21 protein-coding genes, 1 tRNA gene and 1 pseudogene are annotated in these 22,430 nt (G+C 68.8%); 7 read left to right on the top strand and 16 right to left on the bottom strand.

Annotated elements, in window-relative coordinates; all coding sequences use genetic code 11:
• On the bottom strand, positions 1 to 2,025 hold the full coding sequence (locus tag FFS08_RS07515) for a protein-disulfide reductase DsbD family protein (RefSeq protein WP_137861424.1): 2,025 nt from the start codon (positions 2,023 to 2,025) through the stop codon (positions 1 to 3).
• Between the two features lie 80 nt (positions 2,026 to 2,105).
• Between FFS08_RS07515 and FFS08_RS07510 the strand changes: the two genes are divergently transcribed.
• Entirely contained in the window at positions 2,106 to 3,761 is a 1,656-nt protein-coding gene (locus FFS08_RS07510; protein ID WP_137861423.1) for an alkaline phosphatase family protein, read from the top strand.
• Between the two features lie 297 nt (positions 3,762 to 4,058).
• Here FFS08_RS07510 and FFS08_RS07505 read toward each other — a convergent pair whose 3' ends face one another.
• The 5 genes from FFS08_RS07505 to FFS08_RS07485 all read right to left on the bottom strand — a co-directional run bounded on the left by FFS08_RS07505 (position 4,059) and on the right by FFS08_RS07485 (position 8,264).
• On the bottom strand, positions 4,059 to 4,994 hold the full coding sequence (locus FFS08_RS07505) for a NosD domain-containing protein (protein WP_137861422.1): 936 nt from the start codon (positions 4,992 to 4,994) through the stop codon (positions 4,059 to 4,061).
• A 175-nt stretch (positions 4,995 to 5,169) separates the two neighbouring features.
• Entirely contained in the window at positions 5,170 to 6,045 is an 876-nt protein-coding gene (mmsB, locus tag FFS08_RS07500; protein WP_137861421.1) for a 3-hydroxyisobutyrate dehydrogenase, read from the bottom strand.
• A 52-nt stretch (positions 6,046 to 6,097) separates the two neighbouring features.
• A complete protein-coding gene (locus tag FFS08_RS07495; RefSeq protein ID WP_137861420.1) occupies positions 6,098 to 6,871 on the bottom strand; it encodes an enoyl-CoA hydratase in 774 nt (257 codons plus the stop codon).
• Positions 6,868 to 7,224, bottom strand: coding sequence for a YunG family protein (locus FFS08_RS07490; RefSeq protein ID WP_137861419.1), 357 nt, complete (start codon positions 7,222 to 7,224; stop codon positions 6,868 to 6,870). The genes FFS08_RS07495 and FFS08_RS07490 overlap by 4 nt, the downstream gene beginning before the upstream one ends.
• A complete protein-coding gene (locus FFS08_RS07485; protein ID WP_137861418.1) occupies positions 7,224 to 8,264 on the bottom strand; it encodes an enoyl-CoA hydratase/isomerase family protein in 1,041 nt (346 codons plus the stop codon). The genes FFS08_RS07490 and FFS08_RS07485 overlap by 1 nt, the downstream gene beginning before the upstream one ends.
• Positions 8,265 to 8,334: 70 nt before the next feature.
• On the opposite strand from FFS08_RS07485, the gene FFS08_RS07480 reads away from it, so the two are divergent.
• Positions 8,335 to 8,541, top strand: a complete 207-nt coding sequence (locus FFS08_RS07480; RefSeq protein WP_137861417.1) for a cold-shock protein — start codon at positions 8,335 to 8,337, stop codon at positions 8,539 to 8,541.
• 8 nt (positions 8,542 to 8,549) lie between these two features.
• Here the strand turns inward: FFS08_RS07480 and FFS08_RS07475 are convergent, their stop codons facing one another.
• From FFS08_RS07475 to FFS08_RS07465, 3 genes are read right to left on the bottom strand one after another with little or no spacing between them, the layout of a single operon-like run.
• A complete protein-coding gene (locus tag FFS08_RS07475) occupies positions 8,550 to 9,692 on the bottom strand; it encodes an acyl-CoA dehydrogenase family protein (protein WP_137861416.1) in 1,143 nt (380 codons plus the stop codon).
• A complete protein-coding gene (locus FFS08_RS07470) occupies positions 9,689 to 10,045 on the bottom strand; it encodes a hypothetical protein (RefSeq protein WP_137861415.1) in 357 nt (118 codons plus the stop codon). The genes FFS08_RS07475 and FFS08_RS07470 overlap by 4 nt, the downstream gene beginning before the upstream one ends.
• Complete coding sequence (locus FFS08_RS07465) at positions 10,042 to 11,034, bottom strand: polysaccharide deacetylase family protein (protein WP_137861414.1); 993 nt, start codon at positions 11,032 to 11,034, stop codon at positions 10,042 to 10,044. Before FFS08_RS07465 ends, FFS08_RS07470 begins: the two co-directional genes overlap by 4 nt.
• An 83-nt stretch (positions 11,035 to 11,117) precedes the next feature.
• On the opposite strand from FFS08_RS07465, the gene FFS08_RS07460 reads away from it, so the two are divergent.
• Both FFS08_RS07460 and FFS08_RS07455 read left to right on the top strand, forming a co-directional pair.
• Positions 11,118 to 12,158: an AraC family transcriptional regulator gene (locus tag FFS08_RS07460; RefSeq protein WP_171012515.1), complete on the top strand. Its 1,041-nt coding sequence runs from the start codon at positions 11,118 to 11,120 to the stop codon at positions 12,156 to 12,158.
• Between the two features lie 93 nt (positions 12,159 to 12,251).
• Positions 12,252 to 13,046: a sterol desaturase family protein gene (locus tag FFS08_RS07455; protein ID WP_137861412.1), complete on the top strand. Its 795-nt coding sequence runs from the start codon at positions 12,252 to 12,254 to the stop codon at positions 13,044 to 13,046.
• Positions 13,047 to 13,188: 142 nt separating this feature from the next.
• Here FFS08_RS07455 and FFS08_RS07450 read toward each other — a convergent pair whose 3' ends face one another.
• Both FFS08_RS07450 and FFS08_RS07445 read right to left on the bottom strand, forming a co-directional pair.
• Complete coding sequence (locus tag FFS08_RS07450) at positions 13,189 to 14,697, bottom strand: CoA-acylating methylmalonate-semialdehyde dehydrogenase (protein ID WP_137861411.1); 1,509 nt, start codon at positions 14,695 to 14,697, stop codon at positions 13,189 to 13,191.
• Positions 14,698 to 14,798: 101 nt separating this feature from the next.
• Positions 14,799 to 15,419, bottom strand: coding sequence for an ATP-binding cassette domain-containing protein (locus FFS08_RS07445; RefSeq protein ID WP_137861410.1), 621 nt, complete (start codon positions 15,417 to 15,419; stop codon positions 14,799 to 14,801).
• Positions 15,420 to 15,582: 163 nt separating this feature from the next.
• Here FFS08_RS07445 and FFS08_RS07440 point away from each other — a divergent pair, with 163 nt between their 5' ends.
• Positions 15,583 to 16,884: a methyl-accepting chemotaxis protein gene (locus tag FFS08_RS07440; RefSeq protein ID WP_171012514.1), complete on the top strand. Its 1,302-nt coding sequence runs from the start codon at positions 15,583 to 15,585 to the stop codon at positions 16,882 to 16,884.
• Here the strand turns inward: FFS08_RS07440 and FFS08_RS07435 are convergent.
• From FFS08_RS07435 to cpdR, 3 genes are all read right to left on the bottom strand, one after another.
• Positions 16,881 to 17,702 carry a class I SAM-dependent methyltransferase gene (locus tag FFS08_RS07435; RefSeq protein WP_137861408.1) on the bottom strand — a complete coding sequence of 274 codons (822 nt, stop codon included), beginning with the start codon at positions 17,700 to 17,702 and terminating at the stop codon, positions 16,881 to 16,883. The genes FFS08_RS07440 and FFS08_RS07435 overlap by 4 nt on opposite strands.
• 88 nt (positions 17,703 to 17,790) lie before the next feature.
• Positions 17,791 to 17,865: transfer RNA gene (locus FFS08_RS07430), tRNA-Val, on the bottom strand.
• Positions 17,866 to 17,977: 112 nt separating this feature from the next.
• Positions 17,978 to 18,352 carry a cell cycle two-component system response regulator CpdR gene (cpdR, locus tag FFS08_RS07425; RefSeq protein WP_137861407.1) on the bottom strand — a complete coding sequence of 125 codons (375 nt, stop codon included), beginning with the start codon at positions 18,350 to 18,352 and terminating at the stop codon, positions 17,978 to 17,980.
• Positions 18,353 to 18,468: 116 nt separating this feature from the next.
• On the opposite strand from cpdR, the gene FFS08_RS07420 reads away from it, so the two are divergent.
• Positions 18,469 to 19,311 (top strand): N-formylglutamate amidohydrolase, encoded by an 843-nt coding sequence (locus tag FFS08_RS07420; RefSeq protein WP_249340972.1) that lies wholly within the window; start codon positions 18,469 to 18,471, stop codon positions 19,309 to 19,311.
• 92 nt (positions 19,312 to 19,403) lie between these two features.
• Here the strand turns inward: FFS08_RS07420 and FFS08_RS23995 are convergent.
• A pseudogene (locus FFS08_RS23995) lies at positions 19,404 to 20,777 on the bottom strand (nitrilase-related carbon-nitrogen hydrolase); the annotation flags it as partial.
• Positions 20,778 to 20,894: 117 nt separating this feature from the next.
• Between FFS08_RS23995 and FFS08_RS07410 the strand changes: the two are divergent.
• The gene (locus FFS08_RS07410; protein ID WP_137861405.1) at positions 20,895 to 21,686 is read left to right on the top strand and encodes a LytTR family DNA-binding domain-containing protein; all 792 of its coding nucleotides are present in this window, start codon (positions 20,895 to 20,897) and stop codon (positions 21,684 to 21,686) included.
• A gap of 197 nt (positions 21,687 to 21,883) precedes the next feature.
• Here FFS08_RS07410 and FFS08_RS07405 read toward each other — a convergent pair whose 3' ends face one another.
• A complete protein-coding gene (locus FFS08_RS07405) occupies positions 21,884 to 22,429 on the bottom strand; it encodes a cytochrome b (RefSeq protein ID WP_137861404.1) in 546 nt (181 codons plus the stop codon).
• Between the last annotated feature and the right edge of the window lies 1 nt (position 22,430).

Genomic DNA, 22,430 nt, shown 5'->3' with positions numbered 1-22,430 from the left:
TCAGCCCCCGCTCGCAAGGTCGCGCAGCATCGCCTGGGTCAGGATCTGGGGCAGGACGCGCGGCTCGGGCTCGCCCGGCTTGTACCACAGATAGAGCGGCACGCCCGCCCGATTGTGGCGCTCGATGAAGCGGCCGAGCGCGGGATCCCCGTCGGTCCAGTCGCCGACCAGCACCGCGACCTTGTGGTCGGCCAGCACCCTGGCGACCGCGTCGGTCTCGATCACCGCCTTCTCGTTGACCTTGCAGGTCAGACACCAGTCGGCGGTGAAATAGGCGAAGACCGGCCGGCCCTGCGCGGTCAGCTCGGCGAGGCGAGCCTCGCTGAACGGCTCGGCACCGGCCACGCTCTCGGCCTTCGCGCCGGCGGGCACGGCGCTGACAAAGGCGATCCCGCCGACAGCCATCAACAGCAGGGGCGCCGCGGGCAGCCAGGCCCGGGCCTTGCCGCGTCGCTGGCGCAGGCCCGTCCACCACAAGCCCAGTGTCGCAAGCAGCGCGGCGGCGAGACCGATCGTCATGCCGGCAACCCCCGCCTGCCGCCCAAGCACCCAGGCGAGCGCGAGCGCAGTGAGGAACATCGGCACCGAAAGGATATGCCGGAGCGTCTCCATCCAGGCGCCCGGCCTGGGCAGCATGCGGCGAAAGGCGGGAACCAAGCCGAGCAGCAGAAAGGGCAGCGCGATGCCGAGCCCCAGCCCGCCGAACACCGCGAGCGCCGCCGGCCAGGGCAGCACCAGCGCCGCGCCCAGCGCCGCGCCCATGAACGGGCCGGTGCATGGCGTCGCGACGAAAGCGGCGAGCGCGCCGGTTATGAAGGCGCCGCCCGTGCCCCTGGATGCCGCCCGGTTGACGAAGCCGGGGGCCGACAGCTCGAACAGCCCGGCCAGGTTGAAGGCGATGCCGGTGACGAGGAGCAGCAGCACCAGGATCACGCGCGGATCCTGCAGCTGGAAGGCCCAGCCCAGCGTCGCCCCTCCGGCCCGCAGCGCCAGCAATGCGCCGCCGAGCGCGAGGCAGACCAGCACCACCCCGGCGGTATAGGCCAGCGCCTCGCCGCGGGGATTGCCTCCTTCGGCATTGGCCTTGGCAAGACTCAGCGCCTTGAGGCTGAGGATCGGGAAGACGCAGGGCATGATGTTGAGGATCAGCCCACCCAGCACCGCGCCGAGAAACGCGAGCACGGCGCTGCGCCACGGCGCCGGCTCCGGTGCTGCCGCGGCAGCCGGCACGGCGCCGGGAAGGGCCCGGACCCAGAAGCCCTGCTTGCCGAACGCCAGCAGCCCCTCGACTGGCCCCGCCGTCTTGAGGCCCGCCGTCTCGATCACTACCCGGTCGCCGTCGCGCGTCACCTTCTGGGGGGCGGCATAATCGAAGACGCCGTGCGTGGCGGGAAAGAAATAGCCTTGCCCTTCCGTCCTGGCCGCGGCGGGGAACGGAATGGCGAGACGCAATGCCTTGTTCTCGACCTGATAGCGCCCCTCCGCGCCCAGCGGCCTGGGCAGCGCGCCACGCCAGGCGTCGAACTGCGCGCCGATACCGGGGGCGATACTGCCGTCGCCGATCTCGAGCGTGGTCGACAGGTCCGCCTTGCCCGGCACGCAGATCGCATCGGTGCAGACGAGGTAGCTGAGCTTCAGCCGGATCGGAAAGGCGCCGCGCGCATCGGCCGGGACCTTGAGCGTCACCAGCGGAGCGAAGGGCCCTTCATAGACATAGTTCATCAGTCCTGCGATCGTCAGCCGCTGCGGCACCGGATAGCGGAACGCGCCGATGCCGGTGCCCTTGGGCAGCGTCCATTCGGCGCGGGCCGGCAGGCCCGCATCCCCCGGATTGAGCCAATAGGCGTGCCAGCCCCTTTCCGGCACCGAGGCGAGCGCGAGCGTGACTTCGCTGCCCGGCGCCGGGCGGTCGCTTTCCGCGACCAGGCTGATCCGGACGTGCTGCTCGCCGGGCGCCTGGGCGAATGCCGCGCCGGCAAACAGCCAGGCCATCAACGCCATCAATCCGAAACGAACCGCCTTCATGGAGCGTCCTTGCCGTGGAAGAGCTGTTGGCCCAATAGCAGCCCGGCAGGATTTGCACACGCCGGAGGTCCCTACCCGCCATGAAACTGTTCCGCCCGCTCGCGGCCGCCGCCGCGCTGCTCGCCACGACGCCGCTCTGCGCCCAGCAGGCGGCCCCGGCGCAGAACGTACCGTCGGAAGCGCCGCGCGCCGCACCTTCGCTGGTGGTGGTGATCTCGGTCGACCAGTTCTCGGCCGATCTGTTCGCCGAATATCGCGCCCAGTTCAGCGCCGGCTTCGCGCGGCTGATGTCGGGCGCGGTCTTCCCCTCGGGCTATCAGAGCCATGCCGCGACCGAGACCTGCCCCGGTCACTCGACGATCCTGACCGGCGACCATCCGTCGAAGACCGGGATCATCGCCAATGACTGGACCGATTTCAGCGCGCCGCGCGCCGACAAGACGGTCTATTGCGCCGAGGACGAGAGCGTGCCCGGCAGCACCTCCAACAACTACACCGTCTCCGACAAGCACCTGAAGGTGCCGACGCTGGGCGAGTGGATGAAGCTCGCCGATCCGCAGAGCCGCGTCGTCTCGGTGGCGGGCAAGGACCGCGCCGCGGTGATGATGGGCGGCCACAAGACCGACGAGATCTGGTGGTGGAACGGCAAGGCGTTCGTCTCCTATGCCGGCCGCGCCGAGCCGGCGATGGTCACCCGGATGAACGCCAACGTGACCAAGCGAATCGCCGAGGCCCAGGGGCCGCTCGATCTGCCGCCCTTCTGCCAGGCGCGCAGCCGCGCCTTCCAGCTCAACCCGAACCGCAGCGTCGGCGACGGCCGCTTCGCGCGCGCCGCGGGCAATGGCACCGCCTTTCGCGCCTCGCCCGAATTCGACGAGGCGATCGTGGCGACGGCCGCCGGACTCGCCACCGACATGAAGCTCGGCCAGTCGGGCCATACCGACCTGCTGATCGTCGGCGCCTCCGCCACCGACTATGTCGGCCACACGCTGGGCACCGAGGGCAGCGAGATGTGCCTGCAACTCCTCTCGCTCGACCAGACGCTGGGCAAGCTGTTCGCCGTGCTCGACAAGACCGGCGTGGACTATGCCGTGGTGCTCACCGCCGATCATGGCGGCCACGACATGCCCGAGCGCAACCGCGAGCATGCCGCGCCTATGGCGGCGCGCATCGCCAAGGGGCTCGACGCCAAGACGATGGGCAAGGAGATCGGCACCGTGCTCGGCATCGCCGGCCCGGTGCTGGTGGGCGGCAATTCGGGCGACGTCTATCTCGCGCCCGATCTGAGCAAGACCGATCGCGCCCGCGTGCAGGCCGAGGCGATCAAGCGCTGGTCGGCCAATCCGCAGGTCGAGGCGGTGTTCACCCGCGCCCAGATCGCGGCGACGCCGATCGTCCACACCCCGCCCGAGACCTGGACGCTGCTCGAGCGCGCCCGCGCTTCCTATGATCCGCAGCGCTCGGGCGATCTGGTGATCGCGCTCAAGCCGCGCGTCACGCCGATCGCCGGCACCGAGGGCGGCTCGATCGCCACCCATGGCAGCTTCTGGGACTATGACCGCCGCGTGCCGATCCTGTTCTGGCGCAAGGGCATGACCGGCTTCGAGCAGCCGCTGTCGGTGGAGACGGTGGACATCGCGCCGACGCTTGCCGCGCTCATCCATGTGCCGGTGCCGGTGGAAATCGACGGACGCTGCCTCGATCTGGATGCCGGCGCCGGCGATACGTGCAAATGAGGTGACGCGGGCAGTTCGCCAGATTTCTCGCGGGCTCTTCCCATTTCTTCACCGTCACCTGACCTTGTCTGGCACCTATGCCCTTGAGGCAGGGAGGGTCCAATGACCGTCATCCCCGCGCAGGCGGGGATCCAGAGTCACGGGCGATACGGCGGAGAAACCCTGGATCCCCGCCTGCGCGGGGATGACGAATGAGGGTATCGCCCGAAGGGGATGATCGCCCCTCGAGCGATGTCGCTGATGGAGAGTTGAATGCTGGCCCGCGGATCAAATCCGGGGTCAGCACGACGCCTCGGCCTATCGCCGCCGTTCGAAGATGCGGATGCCGGGGCCGAGATCGTTCTGGCCGAGTGTGCCGAGCTGGCCGGTGAAGTCCGCCACGAATGCCGGATTGCCCGGCGCGCCGGGCGCCAGGGTGGCGGTGTTGCCTTCGATGCGCAGGCCGGTGCTGGGATAGGTTCGCCCCTCCGCCGCGACGACGATCAGGGCCGAGCTGTTCTCCTTGCGCGGCCCCTGGACGAAGGTGTTGCCGGCGATCAGGCCGGTGCCGCCCTCGGACAGGTCGATCATGTAATTGGTCTTGTTGCCCCGGCTGTCGTCGAAGCTGTTGCCGGTGATCGTCACCCGGCGGGCGCGCAGCTTGACGTAATGGCCGCCGGTGCCGCGCTCGAAGCGCGAATTGGTGACGACCACCTCGCCGTCCACCGCGAGATAGATCGCGTGGCTGCAATTCTCGGTCTCGCATTGGCCGAGGCCGGCAAAAGTCGTGTGGTCGATGGCGATGCGGCGCACCGTCTCGTGGCCGCCGCCCAATATGCCTTCCTGGCTGTCGAGGAACATCGAATTGGTGACGGTGAGGTCGCCCATCTCGATGCGGATGCCGGCGCCGTTGCCGTCGGGCACCGCGAAGCCGCGAAACACGATGCCGTCCACCGCCGAGCCCCGGCCGCGCAATACGAAGGCAGCCTTCTCCTCGCAGGTCTGGTTCTCGAAGATCGCGGTGCCGGGCTGGACTGCCTTGAAGGTGATCCTGCCCCCGGTCTGGACCGTGCATTCGCGATAGGTGCCCGGCGCGATCAGGATCGTCGCGGTGCCGTCGCGCACGGCGTTCACGGCATCGTCGAGGTGCGCGAAGCCCTGGCCGGTCTCGGCAATGACGAAGGGCGCGCGCTGCTGCTGGGCGGCGACGGGCGCGGCGATCAGGGCAAGGGCCGAGAGGATGGGCAGGCGCATGGCCGCCTTATGGGCCCCGGGGAGTTAAGATTCCTCCCCGAGCCTGTCTCGGGGAGGGGAACCAGCCGCAGGCTGGTGGAGGGGTGCCGGCGAGGGTGCCGGCGTTCCGCCGCCACCCCTCCACCACTCGCTTCTCGAGCGCCCCCTCCCCCAGCAAGCTGGGGGAGGAATGCGATTACCGCAAAGTCTTGATGATGCCCGAGAAATCGAGGCCCGCGCCGTCGCCGTCGACGAACGCCTGATAGAGTTCCTCCGCGCGCGTGCCCATCGGCACGTTCGCGCCGACGCTCACCGCCGCTTCCAGCGCCAGCTTCAGGTCCTTCAGCATCAGCGGCGCGGCGAAGCCACCCTGATAGTCGCGATCGGCGGGGCTTTCGGGGCCGACGCCGGGAACGGGGCAATAGCTCGTCATCGACCAGCTCTGGCCCGAGCTGACCGAAGCGATGTCGTAGAAGCGTCGCGCGTCCAGCCCCAGCTTCTCGGCGAGCGCGAACGCCTCGCAAGTGGCGATCATCGTCGCGCCGAGGATCATGTTGTTGCAGATCTTGGCTCCCTGCCCTGCCCCGCTGGCGCCGGCATGGATCACGGCCCTGCCCATGTCCGCCAGGAACGGCTCCGCCCGCCCGAACGCCTGTTCGGTGCCGCCGACCATGAAGGTGAGCGTGCCGGCATTGGCTGCAGCGATGCCGCCCGAGACCGGCGCGTCGACCGCCATCAGCCCGCGCTCGGTCGCGGCCTGCGCCATGCGGCGGGCAGTGTCGACGTCGATGGTCGAGCAATCGATCAGGATCGCGCCGGCATCGGCATGATCAAGCAGCGTGTCGGTATAGACCGCCTCCACATGCCTGCCCGCCGGCAGCATGGTGATCACCGCCTCGGCGCCCGCGATCGCATCGGCGGCGCTGGCGGCGGGGAGGCATCCCGCAGCCTTGGCGCGATCGAGCGCATCCTGCGAAAGATCGAAGGCGCGGACGTCGTGGCCCGCCTTGGCGAGATTCGCCGCCATGCCGCCGCCCATATGGCCCAGGCCGATAAATGCTACGCGTGCCACTTCCCGTTATCCTCTCTCAATTCGTCCTGTTCTCGGCTGCCGAATCGACGCCTCACTTCCCCGTCCAGTTCCCCGGGCGCTTCTCGACGAACGCCGCCATGCCCTCCTTCTGATCGGCGGTGCCGAACAGCGCATGGAACAGGCGGCGCTCGAACTGCACGCCCTGCGCCAGGCCGGTCTCGAAGGCGGCGTTGACCATCTCCTTGTTGGCCAGCACCGCCAGCGGGGCCATCGAAGCGATCAGCTGGGCGGTCTTCACCGCCTCCTCGACCAGCTCGGCCGCCGGCAGGATGCGGCTGGCCAGGCCGGCGCGCTCGGCTTCCTGGGCATCCATCATCCGGCCGGTGAGGCACATCTCCATCGCCTTGGCCTTGCCGACGGCACGGGCGAGGCGCTGCGAGCCGCCCATGCCGGGCGAGACGGCGAGCTTGATCTCGGGCTGGCCGAACTTGGCATTGTCGGCGGCCAGGATGAAATCGCACATCATCGCCAGCTCGCAGCCCCCGCCCAGCGCATAGCCGGCAACCGCGGCGATCACTGGCTTGCGGGTGCGGGTGAACACGTCCCAGCCGGCGAAGAAATCGTGGCCGTACATGTCGGCAAAGCCCTGGGCCTGCATCTCCTTGATGTCCGCCCCGGCCGCGAAGGCCTTTTCGCTGCCGGTGATCACCGCGCAACCCTGCGACGGATCGGCGTCGAGCGCCTTCATCGCATCGAGCAGCTCGGACAGGACCTGGCTGTTGAGCGCGTTGAGCGCCTGGGGCCGGTTCAGCGTGACCAGCGTGGCGGCGCCGCGCTGCTCGACGAGGATGGTTTCGTAGTTCATTCAGGCCTCCTGGGCACGCGTTCGAGATTGGCGAGCAAGGCCGCGAGCTGCACGGGCGTGGCGTGCTCATGGGCTTCCTCGGTGGAGCTGGGGGTGTTGTCATAGGGGATCGGCTCGTCGAACTGGTCGGTCGCGAGGTCCCAATAGCGTCCGTCGATCCGGTTGTAGAAATGGGTGCCGCCCTTGGTGGCGGTCTTCATGATGTCCCCACCGAAGAAATGCTGGGTGGCGAGCGCGGTCACCGCGCACTGGTTGCGGCACGGATCGGCCGGATCGAAGGCGCTCGAAATCGTCTCCGGGCCCCAACCCTGCTTGACGGCATGATAGAGATCGATGGGGGTGGCGTAGCGCATCAGGGCTCCCATTGTTGATCGGCCGGCAGCGGCGCGAAGATGGCGTCGACCGCCGCGTCGCTCACCGCTTCGGGCGTAGCCGGGTTCCACGCCGGCGCGTTGTCCTTGTCGACGATCAGCGCACGGACGCCCTCGATGAAGTCGTGGCTCTGCGCGACGCGGCTGCCGATCGCATATTCCTGCGCCATCTCCTCGGCGAAGCTGGTCCTGGACCTGCCGTCGCGGACCAGGCGGAGCGAGACCTTCATCGACTGGGGAGACTTGGTACGCAAGGTCGCGAGCTGGGCGGCGGCCCATTCCCCCGGGTCGGCGGCAAGCGCGGCGACGACGCCCTCCACGGTGTCGGCAGCGAAGAGCCGATCGATCTCGTCATAATGCGCAGCGATACGGGGCGCGGGCGCCGGAATCGCAAGCGTCGCAAGGACCGATTCGGCCGAGGCCGGATCGGCGGCGATGCGCGCCTTGGCGTCGTCGAGCGCTTCGGCGGGCAGATAATGCGTGGCGAGGCCGAGCGCGAGGCATTCCGCGCCGTCGAGCCGGTGGCCGGTCAGCGCGAGATACTCGCCGAGCTTCCCCGGCAGGCGCGAGAGATACCAGCCGCCGCCGACATCGGGGAACAGGCCGATGCCGGTCTCCGGCATGGCGAACCTGGTATTCTCCGTCGCCACCCTATAGCGCGCCGGCTGCGAAATGCCCACGCCGCCGCCCATGGTGATGCCGTCCATGAACGCCACAATCGGCTTCGCATAGGTGAACAGCGCATGGTTCAGCCGGTATTCGGTACGGAAGAAGTCGCGCGCCCGGCCGCCGTCGCCCGCGCCGCTCTCGGCGATCATGCGGATGTCGCCGCCGGCGCAGAACCCCCGGCCCTCGGCATGGTCGATCAGCACGATCTCGACCACCGGATCGTCACGCCACGCCGTCAGCGCATCGAGCATCGCCCGGCACATGCCGGTGTTGAGCGCATGGATCGCCTTGGGCCGGTGAAGCCGGATGCGGCCGGCCCTGCCTTCGACCTGGAGGATGACGTCAGCGTTCATTTTCGTCCTTCATTCGATTGCCCGGCCGGCGGTGGCGCAATAGCCTCTCAGGATCATGGAGAGGCATGGCATGCTCGAAACCGGCAAGGTCAAGTGGTACAATGAATTCAAGGGGCTCGGCTTCATCACGCCCGACTCCGGCGGCGAGGATGTGCCGTTCCGCCTTCCCGTGATGCACGCGGCGGGGATCGAGACTCTCGCCGAAGGCCAGCGGCTCGCCTTCGAAGCCCGCATGGGCAATCGCGGGCTGGAAGCCGTGTCGATCAGGCTGGCCTGACAGCGGCATCACTGGCGGGTGAGTTCCCGGCCGACGATCATCCGCATGACCTGGTTGGTGCCCTCAAGGATCGAATGGACGCGCAGGTCGCGCCAGAAACGCTCGATCGGATAGTCCATCAGATAGCCATAGCCGCCGTGCAGCTGGAGCGCGCGATCGACCACCGAGCTGCCGGTGTCGGTCGCCAGCCGCTTGGCCATAGCCGCGAACTTGGTCTTGTCGGGAGCGCCCGAGGTCACCTTGGCGGCGGCGAGATAGAGCAGCGCGCGCGCCGCCTCCAGCTCGGTCGCCATGTCGGCCAGGACGAACTGGGTGTTCTGGAAATCGGCAATCGGCTTGCCGAATTGCTGGCGGTCCTTGGTGTAGTTGACCGCTTCGTCGAGGCAGCGCTGGGCGCCGCCGAGCGAGCAGGCGCCGATGTTGAGGCGGCCGCCGTCGAGGCCCATCATGGCGAAACGGAACCCTTCGCCTTCGCCGCCGATACGGTTCTCCACCGGCACGCGCACGGCATCGAACGTCACCTGGCGCGTGGGTTGCGAATGCCAGCCCAGCTTGCGCTCGTTCGCGCCGAAGGAAACGCCAGGCATGTCCTTCTCGATCACCAGGCAGGAAATGCCCTTCGGCCCCTCTTCGCCGGTGCGGACCATGGTGACATAGACTTCGTTCTCGCCCGCGCCCGAGATGAACTGCTTCGAGCCGTTGACGACATAATGGTCGCCGTCGCGCACCGCGCGCGTCTTGAGCGCGGCGGCGTCCGAGCCCGAGCTCGGCTCGGTGAGGCAATAGGACGCGATCCGCTCCATCGTGATCAGCGAGGGCAGATACTTGTCCTTCACCGTCTGGCTGCCGAACCGGTCGATCATCCAGCTCGCCATGTTGTGGATCGAGATGAAGGCGCTGGTGGAAGGACAGCCATAGGCCATCGCCTCCATGATCAGCGCCGCCTCGAGCCGGCCGAGGCCGATGCCGCCGCTCTCTTCGGAGACGTAGATCGAAGCAAAGCCCAGCTCCGCCGCGGCGCGGATCGTCTCGCGCGGGAAGATGTGCTTCTCGTCCCATTCGGCCGCGTGCGGGGTGATCGCATCGGCGGTGAATTTCCGCGCCATCTCCTGGATGGCAAGCTGGTCGTCGGTGAGTTCGAACTGGGTCACTTTTTGCTGCCTCCTGCAGCTGGGCATTTGGATAGGATGGATTTGCCGAAGCGCAGGCGCTTGGCGATTTCGGATTTGTCGTGGACAACCACCTTGGCCGGCCAGCTCAGGCCAGTCCTGGTAACAACACCTCCAGGCTGCGGGGCGTTTCCTTCATAAATGACGCTGGTCCCATCAGGTCGGACCAGCCGATAGACGATGAAGTCTTCCGCAGGGTTTTTCCAGGACAGCGACTCATTCTCGCGCAAGACGATCGCGAACGCCTGCCCGCAAACCAAGCCCGGTCCTTTCATTTCGCCGGAATATCCGTCTTGCGCGGAAAGGGCCCATATGAATGCAAGCGTCAGGATCATTTCCCGGTTCCCTCATGCAGCACGCGGTCGGCGAAGAGCGCATTGGCGATCCTGACGTCGTTGCGCTCGTACCAGCGCGGCTTGGCGAGCTTCTTCTCCCAGGCGATCTGCTCGATCATCGTGCCCGCGGTCCAGGCGACGTCGGGGCGCTCGCGGTGCATCGGATCGGCATAGGCCTCGTCGGCGCCGATGATCTCCCAGCCGTCCTTGCGCAGCGCATCGATCAGGTCGCCCAGGAACAGGCCCGCCATGTCGGTCTCATGCAGCAGCAGGATGTGCGCCGGCGAGCGGCCAAGCGCGCGGCGGGCCAGATCGTCGCCGAAATCGGCGGACTGGACATGCGTCTCGACATAGAGGTCGCGCAGCGCCTCCATGTCGATCGCCTTGCCCGCCTTGCGCGCGGCGATGGCCTGGCCCTCCAGGTTCCAGTCCGAGCCGTCGATCGTCGCATAGCCGTTCATCATCCCGCGCGCGGCGAGCCCGGCGCGGACCGCGTCGCGCTTCGCCTTGTCGGGCCCGCCCTCGTCCAGATAGGGGAAGCGCAGCCAGGGGCGATAGGCGCTGCCCTGCGTCTTCAGATAGGCCTCGGCGCGATCGATGTCGGCGAGGAAATACTCCGCCGTGACCTTGGTCAGCTTGGGATGCGTGTTGGTGTGGTTGGCGAGCGCCGCGCCGGCGGCGACATAGGCGGCGATGCGCTTCGGCGCGTCGATCCCGTCGCCGAAATGGACGATCCGGTTCGGGTTGAGGAAAAAGACCGGCTGCGGGACCCGGCGCGAGCGAAAAGTCTCGACCAGGCGCGCGGTGCGCTCGTCGGGCGTGAGGAAGGCGCCGCGGCCGCGCGGCGCGTCGTCGAAGCTGAGCGCGATGCGCTTGGTCGCCTGGAGCGGCGTCGACGCGATCACGCTGATCGTGCGCTTGCCCGGCACCACCAGCGCCAGCGCGATGCAGGCGATCGTCGCCTTGAGCACGAAGCGCAACCCGGTCATCGCCCTTCCTCCCTGGTTCCAGCCATTCCAGCCAATAGACGCTGGCAGAGGGCGGCGCCATAAGGCTGCGCATGGAGCGGCTGTTGCTTATCGATACGGCGATGCGGCTGATGGGCGTGGGCCAGCTGCTGCTGATGGCGCTGGTGGTGGGCCGCAGCGGCGCACCGGCGCCGATCCGCCGGGCGACGATCGCCCTGCTGGTGTGCGTCTCCGCCTATCTCGCGATCGTCTCGCCGGCGCTGCAGCTGTGGCGCTCGGCGGCGTGGCCGGTGATCCAGATCTTCTCGCTCAACGCCCCGCTGGCGCTGTGGGTGTTCGCCCATCTGATCTTCGAGCGGCCGATCGACAAGCGCCTGTTCGCGCTGGCGCTGGGCGCGACGCTGGTCGACTGGAGCTTCTTCCTGCACGCGCGCTATGTGACGCACCAGATGCCAGTGGCGGCCGGCGCGGTGCAGCACGCGATCGCCTTTCTGTGCGCGGCGCACGCGATCGCCATCGCCATCGCCAATCGCGGCGACGATCTGAGCGAGAAGCGCCGCATGTTCCGCCTGGGCTTCGTCATCGTGGTGGGGCTGGAGACGCTGGGCGTGGTGCTGGCCGAGAGCTGGTACGACTTCCTGCGCACCGACATGCGGCTGATGCTGCTCCAGTCGGGCACCTCGCTGCTTGCCATCCTGGCGTTCGGCGCGGCGATGCTCTCGGCCAATGCCGAGCTGCTGTTCGACGCCGATGCGCCGCGGCCGGCGCATCCGCCGCTCTCGCCGGCCGAGCATGTGCTCAAGCAGAAGCTCGACGCGGCGATGGCCGCGCATGTCCATCGCGAGAGCGGACTGACCATCGGCGTGCTGGCCGGCAAGCTGGGCGTGCCCGAACATCGGCTGCGCGCGCTGATCAACCAGCGGCTGGGCTATCGCAACTTCTCGGACTTCCTCAATTCGCACCGCGTCGCCGATGCGAAGGCGTGGCTGGGAGACCCCGCCAGGGTGGACCTGCCGGTGCTCACCCTGGCGATGGACCTGGGCTATGGCAGCCTTGCCCCGTTCAACCGCGCCTTTCGCGACGCCACCGGCACCAGCCCCAGCGAATATCGGCGCGCGGCGATACTCGATCCTGAAAAAGGCTGATCGATTCCGGAAATGCGCGGCATTTTCCGGGCGCGGCGGGACCGGTGCCGCGCGGCGCCCTAGCAAGGCGGCATCCGCTTTCGAGGATGCGACATGCAACATTGGATCGTACCGCTCGCCGCGCACGGCACGCACAGCTTCGCCGTCGAACTGACCCGCTATCTCGCCGCGGCCGGCGGGATGACCGCCATCCTCTGGGCCGGCGCGCGCTGGACCGCGGCCCGCCGCATCCAAAAGCGCGCGCCCGCCAAGGGGGATCGCGCCCGCGAATTCGGCCATTCGATGCTGTCGGTCGGCATCTTCGCGCTGTGGAGCATCGCCACGCTGGCGATGAACCAGGCGGGGATCATCCATATGGGCTTCGCCCTGCCGACCTGGTGGCAGGCGGCGCTCGAATTCCTGGGCATCGTCCTTGCCCATGACGCCTATTTCTACTGGATGCACCGCGGGCTGCACACCAGGGCGATGTTCCGCCGCGCGCATCTGACCCATCACAAGTCGCGCACGCCCACGCCCTGGGCGGCATACAGCTTCGCGCCGATCGAGGGCGTGCTGGAGGGCATGTTCCTGCCGCTGTTCTTGGCTGTAGTGCCGATGCATGCGATCGTGGTGCTCGCCTTCCTGCTCCACCAGATCGGCCGCAACGTGCTGGGCCATTCGGGGCATGAGCTGATGCCGCCGGGATTCACGCGCTTCCCGCTCACCGCCTGGCTGACCACGGCGACGCATCATGACCTGCACCATAGCGGTGGCGGACATAATTTCGGGCTCTACTTCACCTGGTGGGATCGCTGGATGGGCACCGAGCATCCGCGCTACCACGAGCATTTCGAAGCGGCGGCGGTGCCGTGGTTCGGTGGGCGGAAGAACAAGGTCGTCGAGGCGTAACCCGCTCCTCCCCCGCAGGGGGAGGGGGACCAGCCTCAGGCTGGTGGAGGGGGCACGCCACAGGCTGCATCGCTCGCGGCATTCCCTGTCCACCGCCCTTCGGGCGCGGCCCCCCTCTCCCTCCGGGAGAGGATTTTTCGGGTTACCCCATGGTGGGAATGACGAAGGCGCTGTCGCCGCTCGCGCCGCCATCCGGCCAGCGCTGGGTGACGGTCTTGACCTTGGTCCAGAACTTCACGCCTTCCATGCCGTGCTGGTTGGTGTCGCCGAACGCCGAGCGCTTCCAGCCGCCGAACGTGTGATAGGCAACCGGCACCGGGATCGGCACGTTGATGCCGACCATGCCGACATTCACCCGCGCCGCGAATTCGCGCGCGGCATGGCCGTTGCGCGTGAAGATGGCGACGCCGTTGCCGTACTGATGGTCGCTCGGGAGCCGGAGCGCCGTCTCGAAATCGGGCGCGCGGACGATCTGGAGGACCGGACCGAAAATCTCTTCCTTATACGCCTGCATGTCCGGCGTGACGCGGTCGAACAGGCTCGGCCCGATGAAGAAGCCCTGCTCATGGCCCTGGAGCTGGAAGCCGCGCCCATCGACCACCAGCTCGGCGCCTTCGTCGACGCCGGTCTGGATCCAGTTCTCGACGCGCTGCTTGTGCGCGGCGTTGACGACCGGGCCGTAATGCGCCTCGGCATCGGTGGAGACGCCGATCCGAAGCGCCTCGATCGCCGGGATCAGCTTCGCGCGCAGCGCGTCGGCGGTTTTGTCGCCGACCGGGACGACCACCGGCAGCGCCATGCAGCGCTCACCCGCCGACCCGAAGGCCGCGCCCGACAGATCCGCCACGACCTGGTCGAGATCGGCATCGGGCATGACGATGCCGTGATTCTTGGCGCCGCCCATCGCCTGGACGCGCTTCCCCGCCTCGACGCCGCGGCGATAGACATAGTGCGCGATGTCCGACGAGCCGACGAAGCTCACCGCCGCGATCGCGGGATGATCGAGGATCGCATCGACCATCTCCTTGTCGCCGTGGACGACCTGGAGGATACCTTCGGGCGCGCCCGCCTCGCGGAGCAGTTCGGCGAGGCGCACCGGCACGCTGGGATCGCGCTCGCTGGGCTTGAGGATGAAGGCATTGCCGCAGGCGATGGCGACGCCGAACATCCACATCGGGATCATCGCCGGAAAGTTGAACGGCGTGATCCCCGCGCCGATGCCGAGCGGCTGGCGCATGCTGTACACGTCGATGCCGGGGCCCGCGCCCTGGGTATATTCGCCCTTGAGCACATGCGGGATGCCGCAGGCGAACTCGATCACTTCCAGGCCGCGCTGGATGTCGCCCTTCGCATCGGCGATCACCTTGCCATGCTCGGAGCTGAGCAGATGGGCCAGCTCTTCCATGTTCGCCTCGACCAGTTCCTTGAAGCGGAACATGACGCGAGCGCGGCGCTGCGGGTTGGTGGCGGCCCAGCCGGGCTGGGCGGCGAGCGCGGCGGCGACGGCCTTGTCGAGATCCGCCTGATTGCCGAGCTGGACCCTCGCCTGGACCTGGCCGGTGTTCGGGTTGAACACCTCACCTTCGCGGGCGCCTGCTCCGCCCGCCGAGGAACCCGTGTGCCCGACGATGACATGGTCGATGATACGCATTTCGCTCTCCTGCGGACTCCGGCGGCCCGACTCGTTCGTGTAATTTAATTACGCAGTGGCACAAGCCACGGGCGCTGTCACGCGCCGCCCGACGGAGCGGCTCAGGCCCGGGCAGGGCCGATGGGCACGGGGAGGAGGCGGCCCTGCGCGTCGCCGATCACCATCACCTCCACGCCGAACGCCGCGCGCAACGGCTGATGGGCGAGCGCTTCGCCGGGCGTACCGAAGGCAATCATGCCGCCGCCGCCGAGCAGCAGCACCGCGTCGGCCACGCGCGCGGCAAGGACGGGATCGGCAAGCGTGACGACGATCCCCATCCCCTGCTCCGCCGCCGCGCGCAGCTGGGCGATCCGGGCGAATTGCGCGGCCGGATCGAGCGCGCTCAGTGGATCCGCGACGAGCAGCCAGGCCGGGCGCGCTGCCAATGCTCCGTCGAGATCGGCATGGCCCCGGGCGAACAGGCGCCGCCGCCCGCGCGCCACCAGCGCGATCGTCCGGGCGCGCTCGGCCCTGCCCAAACGGCCGATCAGCCTGCCGCCCAGCCGGACATGGCCGGCATCGGCATCGGCAAGCCCCGCCAGCGCACGCAGCAGCAGGCCCTTGCCAGCGCCGGCGGCACCGAGAATCACCGTAACCTTGCCCGGCGCCAGCACCGCATCCACGCCCTCGAGCCGGCGATGCTCGCCATGGCTGAGGGCCAGATTGTCGATGCCGAGCTTCATTCCCCGCCCTAGGCATCGGCAGATGACAACATGGTTACAGCCCGCGGCACAATTTTCGCGAGGAATCGTCCGCAAGTCGCGAAAAAATGCGCTTTGTCTCGGTACTGTAACGCTAGGCTAAGCGCGCATTTACCAACCGCGCCCTATCCGGCGGGCAATGTCCTTGGCCGATCCTTCGCCCGCCCCAGGCGGCACCTGGCTCACCGAACGCGAGCTCGACCCGCCGTTGCTGACGCTCACCGACACGATGTGGCGGGCGGCCGAACTGTTCGGCGACGATCCCGAGCTGCGGCTGGTGGCGATCGTCGACGATCGTGCCCAGCCGCTGGGCGCGATCTTCGAGAAGGACGTGCGGCGGCTGCTGCTCAATCCCTTCGGCCATGCGCTGATGCGCAACCCCTCCTATGGCGCGGCGGTGTCGCGCTATGTCCGTGCCTGCCCGGTGGCCGAGATGACTCACGATCTCGGCCAGCTGATGGAGAGCTATCGCGCGTCAGGCGGATCGGAGGGGATGATCCTGACTCGCGGCGGCCGGGTTCAGGCGACGGTGAACAATCGCCGGCTCGTCCATCTCGCAGCGGAGCGCGAAGTGGCGACGGCGCGCGCCCAGGTGGAACGCGCGGCGCGGATCGAGGCGGCAAGCAAGCGCTTCGAGGCACAGGTAGAGGCGCTGTCACGCGACATGGGCATGCTTTCGACCGCGCTCGAGAAAGGCGCAGTGGCGACGGCGGACCGGGCGAGCGGCGTGGGCGACCGCGCCGTGGCGGTGGCGACCGCCGCCTCGCAGACCAGCGACAACATGGCGGAAATCGCCGCGCGCGGGCGCGACCTGGCCGGTGCGCTCGCCGGCATCGCCCACAACACCAGCGACGCCCGCCATGCGGCCGCGGCGGTCTCCCAGCTCGTCGAGAGTGGGAGCGAGCGCACGCGCGACTTGCTGCATTCGGCACAATCGATCGATTCGGTGATCGGGCTGATCAGCGACATCGCCCGGCAGGTGAACCTGCTCGCGCTCAACGCCACGATCGAAGCAGCGCGCGCCGGCGAGGCCGGGCGCGGCTTCACGGTGGTGGCGAACGAAGTGAAGCAGCTCTCGACCCAGACCGGCATCGCCGCCAACCGGATCACTGCCCATGTCCGCGAGATCCGCGGCGGGATCGACGAAGTGGCCGCGGGACACAGCCGGGTCGAGCAGGCGATCGGCGCGATGGCGACGCTCGCCGACGCAGTGGAGAGCGCAGTCGCGCGGCAGGAAGAAGCGACGCGGACGATCGCGCGCAACGTCGATGAAGCGGTGCAGGCCAGTACCGGCATCCAGCGCGACGTCGAGGCGATCGGCGGTACGTCGCGCGACGCCTCGGAACAGGCGCGGGCGATGCGCGACGTGGCGGGCCGGCTCCATGTCGGCGCCGATGCCCTTTCGGACCAGGTCCATGCCTTTCTGGCGGAACTGCGCGTCGCCTAGCCGGTAGCGGTGACGATCTCGACGCGCACCGGCATGCGCACCGCACCATCCGCATGGTGACGGGCGCAGGCCTCGGCCAGGCGGGCGCGGGCGGCGTCGCGCTGCGCGGGCGGCGCACCGAGCAACGGCGCCGCCATCGACGAGGAAGCAAGCAGGAAATCAGCCGCGGCCTCGGGCGTCGCGCCGGGCACGGGCAGCACGCAATGCACGCTGCGGCTGGCGGCATCCTGGAAACCGGTGGCGTGCAGCAGCGCGACCAGCTTGCCGGGATCGCCGTAACGGACGGGGCTGGGCGCATCGGGATCGGCGGGCGGCAGCTCGATCACCGAAGCGACCGCCGCGCGGATTTGCGCCATGAAGCCCACTTCGGCCGCCGGCCCCCAGACGGCAAAGGCCAGGCGCCCGCCCGGCACGAGCCAGTGGCGGAGGTTGGCGAAGGCTGCGGGCGGATTGGCGAAGAACATCACGCCGAAGCGCGAGGCAAGCCGTTCGAACGGCCGCTCTGGCCGATAGATCGCGACGTCCGCCTCTACGAACCGTGCGACGTCGCCGGCCCGCGCCGTGGCGGCGGCGACCAGATCGGGCGAGATGTCGAAGCCGATAACCTCGCTGCCCGGAGGCGCCGCCGCGGCAATGGCACGCGTCGTGCCGCCGCCCCCGCAGGCGATCTCCGCGACGCGGCAGGGCGTGTCGAACGCCAGCGCATCGACCAACGGCGCGTCGATCGGCGCGAGCATCTGCTCCATGCCGTCGAGCTGATCGCGCCACTGGGCGCCGCGGCCGCCCGCCCAGTCATATTCCGAAGCTGTCTTCTGCATGGAGCCGAGGATGCGCCAAAGCGCGACGCGACGCCAGCGCGGCGCATCAAAAAAGCCGCCAGATCGATGACCTGGCGGCTTTTCTATATGGTGGGCGCGGCAAGGATTGAACTTGCGACCCCTGCGATGTCAACACAGTGCTCTACCACTGAGCTACGCGCCCATGGGCCTCTCGGCCGAAACGGGAAGCGGGCCTTTAGCGGGCAACATCAGCCCGTGCAAGCGCGCTTTTCAGTTTTTGCGACGCCCGGCCGGCGCTGCCAGAATCGCAAATGTCAATTGAACCCGGCATTCTCCGCTTCGAACAGCCGGTCCACCTCGAGCACCAGGTCGCGCAGGTGGAAAGGCTTGGAGAGCACGCGTGCCTGGGGGACCTGCTTGCCCGCCTTGAGCGTGACCGCCGCGAAGCCGGTGATGAACATCACCCGCATGTCCGGCGCGATCTCGCTCGCCTTCTGCGCCAGTTCGATGCCATCCATCTCGGGCATCACGATATCGGTGAGCAGCAGGTCGAACCGCTCGCTCTCGAGCAGCGGCACCGCCGCGGTGCCGCGATCGACCGCGCTGACCGCATAGCCCGAACGCTCCAGCGCCCGGGTAAGATATTCCCGCATCACACGGTCATCCTCGGCCAGCAATATCCGGATCATGTTCCCCCACTCGAAATCGACAGGCCCCTTCCTATACCCGAAGCCCTTAAGATTTTCCGCCCCTATACCATTCCACGCCATTGCGGCAGTGCGATGGCAGGCATAGTCATGACGTCGTGACCGGAGAATCCTTCGTCCGCCATGGCCCCGCCGAACCGCGAAGCCCGGTGATCCTGTCCGTGCCGCATGCCGGGCGCGACTATCCGGACGCGCTGCGCGCAGCGCTGCGCGTGCCGCTGGCGGCATTGAAGGGGCTGGAGGACCGCCATGCCGACGCGATCGCCCTCGCCGCCCGGCGCGACGAGACACTGTTCGTAGCCACCCGGGCGCGCGCCTGGATCGACCTCAACCGCGCCGAGCATGAGCGCGACCCGCGGCTCGACGACGGCGCCTGGACGCATGGCGCACCGCTCTCCGCCAAGCTCCGCTCCGGGCTGGGCCTGGTGCCGCGGCGGGTGAGCAGCGCGGGCGACATCTGGCAGCGCCGGCTGAGCGCCGACGAAGTGCAGCAGCGCATCCTGGCCGATCACCGCCCCTGGCATGACGCAATCGCCGCCGCATTGGCATCCGCACGGGCGCGCTTCGGCGTGGCGGTGTTGCTCGACGTACACTCGATGCCGCCGCTGGGCAGCCCGGCAACGGCGGCGCGCCTCGTGCCGGGAGACCGGTTCGGCAAGGCGGCCGCAGCACGTTTCCTTGGGAGGATCGAAGGCGTGGCACGCGCGCACGGCATCCGCACCGCCGCCAACACGCCCTATTCGGGCGGGCACATATTGGAGCGCCACGGTGATCCGCGCCGCGGCGTGCACGCGATCCAGCTTGAGTTCGACCGCGCACTCTATCTCGATTCGGCACTCGACGCACCGGGCCCGGGACTGAAGGTCGCGGTGCGGCTGTTGCGCGACCTGATCGACGCCGTGGCGGACGAGGCGCTGCCGGGCGCGATCGCGGCGGAGTAGCGCCGCGCGGCGAGCCCGAGCAGGAAGATCGCGGCCAAGGCGGGCACCCAGTCGCCCAGCACCGGATAGAGCGCACCGAACCGGCGGATGGGCAGGTTGGCGACCAGCACGCCGCCCCGCGCGGTCATCGCCTGGGCGAGCACGACGCCGCGCCCGTCGCTCGCCAGGCTGAGGCCGCCATTGGCCGGGCGGAACAGGGCGGCGCCACTCTCGATCGCACGCAGTGCCGCCATGCGGGCGTGGAGCGGAGTCATACCGGCATCGTCCCAGGCCGGCGCGATCAGCAGATCGGCGCCGGCCCGCCCGGCCTGCATGACGAGTTCGGGATAATCGAGATCATAGCAGATCGCCCAGGCGATCCGGCCGTACGGCGTATCGATCCACCCCAGCTTGCCGGATCCGCGAATCGACGCCTCGCTGGGCGTGGGATGGCTCTTGCGATAGCTGGCGCGCACCCGGCCCGCGGGGTCGATCACGACGAGCTTGTTCTCCGCAAGGGAGCGTCCAGGCGTGATCACCGCCATGCCGAGGAAGAGATGGATGCGCTCCCCCGCCGCCAGAGCGCGAGCAGCCGCGAGGAAGGCCGGCTGTTCGTCCGCCAGGACCAACGCATTCGCCTCACTCCAGACGATCAGCCGCGCACCGGCGCGCGCCTCCCGCCGAGACGCGTCGAACAGGGCCTCGTGCAGCCGCCGGACGGCGGGGCGCGCGCGCTCGGCCATGGCGGCGTCCAGCCCCTTGCCCCGCATCAGCGGCCCCCAGCTGCTGCGAAACGCATCGAGATTGTCGGCCACGATGCCGGCGATGCGAACCGTGGCGCCCTGCGGCGCAGCGGCGAGGCGCAGGGTGCCGGCGATCATCACAACGGCCAGGCCGCCCAGGACAAGCCCGGCCGGGACGAGCGCCGCGGGTGCAAGCCGGCGCTCCCACAATGCCAGCGACGCCGTCGCGACGACGCCGTTCAGGAACGCGATGCCGGACAGGCCGGTGACGGCGGCAAGCTGCAACAGCGCCGGCGAATCGAGATGAGCATAGGCGATCGCGCCCCAGCTTCCCTGCCCGGCCCGAGTCACCAGATACTCGGCGACCACCCAGGCGCTGGGAAAGAGCAGCAGGCGCCCGACACCGTCCAGCTGCCCCCCGGCCAGCCGGTCGATCGCATAGGGCAGGAAGAGGGCGAGCCCAGCACCCGCCGTCGTGGCGAGATAGGCGTCGGCCGGAAGCGGCAACACTCCCCGCCAGCCAATCGCCTGCGCGCAGACCATCGCGAGCGCTCCCATCGCGAGCACCGGCCATCGTGCGCCCTGTCGCGTGAAGGCGAGCAGCAGCAGCGGCCCCGCCCAGGCGGCGAAACCCAGCGCATGGTTGCCGACGGTGAGGCTCAGTGCGGCCAGCGCGGCCGGCCAGAGCAGCAGGCGCGGCCATCGGCGCGCGGGGGGAGCATCCTTGGCTGCAGCGGTGGACATTGCGTCATCTTTCCCTGTTCGCATTGCAGCGGGGGCGATAGGAATCCGCGGGCACGCAGCTAGGGGGAATGCGGGAATGGGCCAGTGGATGTCGCGAACGGACGGCCGGGCGCACGGATGACCGCTCGCGAAGCGCCAACGGACCGCGCCCGGCCGGCATCGCCCGTCATTCTTGCGGAAGCGGCATTGATCGGGCTGGTGATTCTCGTCCTCGGCATCACCGGCCCCTTCGGCACCTATGGGCTTGGGCCCTGGAGCGACCGGCTCGCCTATTGGCTGCGGACGCTGGCTGCCGGCTATGTCCTGTATCGACCGGCGCTGTGGCTCGCCGAGCGTCTCGCCCGCCGGCATGGGATCGGCCTGCCGGCCGCCTGGGCCATCGCGATAGGGGCGGTCACGCTGCCCATGACGCTATGGCTCTGGTATTTCGGGCCGGAGATCGACCCGAGCCGCCGCTTGCCGCGCGGCGGGGAGTTCCTCGAAACCTATCTCCAGATCCTCGTCATCGCCGTGCTCGCGATCGGCGGGCTCGGCCTGGTACGCGCGCGCCTGACGGAGGCGCCCGCGCCCGCGCGCCAAGGCGACGATGCCGGGATCGGCGAGATGCTGGCCGCGCGGCTGCCACGCCATCTGGGGCGCGATGTCCAGGCGCTGCGGATGGAGGACCATTATGTGCGGGTCTACACGCCGCAGGGCGAAGCGCTGCTGCTGATGCGGATGTCGGACGCGGTGCGCGACGTCCGCTGCATCGACGGCGCGCAGGTCCACCGGTCCTGGTGGATCGCCCGCGCCGCGATCGACCGGATCGAAGGCGGTGGACGCCAGCTCCGGCTGCGCCTGGTCAACGGGCTGGAAGTCCCGGTCGCGCGGCGGCGGCTGGCGGAGCTCAAGGCCCAGCGCTGGCTCTAGCGCCAATGCCCATCGGCCCCTGGCGATAAAAAACCACCTCGTGGTTACCCACGAGGTGGCCAAGGTTCAGGGAGGAGACACGCCCGAGGGCGTGCCATACGGCGTCGCGAAAGGGGGGACACGATGCCGTACAAGAGGAATATAGGTGAGAGCCCGGATAGTTCAAGGGGTCGCGGGAAACCGTTTTCAACGCGCGATCAACCGCGCCGGCGACGCCCCGGAAGCATGCGCGCCAGCACCTGGTCACGCAGGATGAGATGGTGGCGCAACGCCGCGGCGATGTGGATTGCGACCAGCGCCGCCATCAGATAGCCGAGCAGTTCATGTGCCTCGTGCGCATTGTGCGCGATGCCGGGCGTGGCGGGCAGCACGGGAATCTCGAACAGCCCGAACCAGTTGATCGGGCGCGGCCGTTCGGGGTTTGAGGAGAGCAGCCAGCCGCTGAGCGGCAGGATCAGCAGCAGCGCGTATAGGATGAAGTGGACCGTATGCGCGGTCGCCTTTTCCCAGGCCGGCAGCAATTCCGGCAGATGCGGCGGCCTGTGGGTAAGGCGCCAGCCGATACGGCCGAGCGTGAGCACCAGCACGGCGATGCCCAGCGACTTGTGGATCGGCATCACGCCCCACGCCCGCGGCATCGCGTCGTGGAACAGGCCGACGATCAGGTTGAAGAGGACGAGCGCGGCGATCACCCAGTGGAAGGCGATCGCTCCCCGGCTGTATCGATCGCCGCGCTCGATCATG

It is taken from the genome of Sphingomonas sp. 1F27F7B, assembly GCF_005503355.1.
GTDB lineage: Bacteria > Pseudomonadota > Alphaproteobacteria > Sphingomonadales > Sphingomonadaceae > Sphingomonas.
The sequence above is the reverse complement of the archived record's forward strand: the minus strand, read 5'-3'. Positions and strand labels throughout refer to the sequence as shown.

Excerpts from the sequence above, each read along its gene's own strand:
- FFS08_RS07480 (WP_137861417.1), top strand. The coding sequence starts at position 8,335 with ATGCTCGAAACCGGCAAGGTCAAGTGGTACAATGAATTCAAGGGGCTC.
- FFS08_RS07405 (WP_137861404.1), bottom strand. The coding sequence starts at position 22,429 with ATGATCGAGCGCGGCGATCGATACAGCCGGGGAGCGATCGCCTTCCAC.
- FFS08_RS07495 (WP_137861420.1), bottom strand. The coding sequence starts at position 6,871 with ATGAACTACGAAACCATCCTCGTCGAGCAGCGCGGCGCCGCCACGCTG.
- FFS08_RS07465 (WP_137861414.1), bottom strand. The coding sequence starts at position 11,034 with ATGACCGGGTTGCGCTTCGTGCTCAAGGCGACGATCGCCTGCATCGCG.
- FFS08_RS07505 (WP_137861422.1), bottom strand. The coding sequence starts at position 4,994 with ATGCGCCTGCCCATCCTCTCGGCCCTTGCCCTGATCGCCGCGCCCGTC.
- FFS08_RS07435 (WP_137861408.1), bottom strand. The coding sequence starts at position 17,702 with ATGCAGAAGACAGCTTCGGAATATGACTGGGCGGGCGGCCGCGGCGCC.
- FFS08_RS07470 (WP_137861415.1), bottom strand. The coding sequence starts at position 10,045 with ATGATCCTGACGCTTGCATTCATATGGGCCCTTTCCGCGCAAGACGGA.
- cpdR (WP_137861407.1), bottom strand. The coding sequence starts at position 18,352 with ATGATCCGGATATTGCTGGCCGAGGATGACCGTGTGATGCGGGAATAT.
- FFS08_RS07490 (WP_137861419.1), bottom strand. The coding sequence starts at position 7,224 with ATGCGCTACGCCACCCCCATCGATCTCTATCATGCCGTCAAGCAGGGT.
- FFS08_RS07455 (WP_137861412.1), top strand. The coding sequence starts at position 12,252 with ATGCAACATTGGATCGTACCGCTCGCCGCGCACGGCACGCACAGCTTC.
- FFS08_RS07510 (WP_137861423.1), top strand. The coding sequence starts at position 2,106 with ATGAAACTGTTCCGCCCGCTCGCGGCCGCCGCCGCGCTGCTCGCCACG.
- FFS08_RS07515 (WP_137861424.1), bottom strand. The coding sequence starts at position 2,025 with ATGAAGGCGGTTCGTTTCGGATTGATGGCGTTGATGGCCTGGCTGTTT.
- FFS08_RS07445 (WP_137861410.1), bottom strand. The coding sequence starts at position 15,419 with ATGAAGCTCGGCATCGACAATCTGGCCCTCAGCCATGGCGAGCATCGC.
- FFS08_RS07485 (WP_137861418.1), bottom strand. The coding sequence starts at position 8,264 with ATGAACGCTGACGTCATCCTCCAGGTCGAAGGCAGGGCCGGCCGCATC.
- FFS08_RS07450 (WP_137861411.1), bottom strand. The coding sequence starts at position 14,697 with ATGCGTATCATCGACCATGTCATCGTCGGGCACACGGGTTCCTCGGCG.
- FFS08_RS07410 (WP_137861405.1), top strand. The coding sequence starts at position 20,895 with ATGACCGCTCGCGAAGCGCCAACGGACCGCGCCCGGCCGGCATCGCCC.